1 protein-coding gene is annotated in these 234 nt (G+C 49.1%); it reads left to right on the plus strand.

The features are described 5' to 3' along the window. Positions 1–234 (plus strand): hypothetical protein (locus tag R0J92_RS26775; protein ID WP_411053915.1); only part of this gene is annotated, 234 nt, incomplete at both ends.

Consider the following 234-nt stretch of genomic DNA (forward strand, 5'->3'; position numbering starts at 1 on the left):
GGATTGATTGAGTTAACCCGTAAACGCCAAGGACAAAGCCTTTATGAGATTTTTGGACAAACTTGTTCCACTTGTGGCGGGTTAGGTCATTTAGTGCATTTACCGGGGGAACAAGAAGCGGTTGCTGCGGTTTCGGTAGCGGGGATTCCCTCTCTCCCGAGAGTATCAAGCAAAGAGACTCAGGAAAAACCGGTGGAAGCGTCTCCAACGCCTTCAGCACCTTATTCTCCAGAT

It is taken from the genome of Tritonibacter sp. SIMBA_163 (assembly GCF_046535935.1).
In the GTDB taxonomy this organism is placed as follows: domain Bacteria; phylum Pseudomonadota; class Alphaproteobacteria; order Rhodobacterales; family Rhodobacteraceae; genus Epibacterium; species Epibacterium scottomollicae.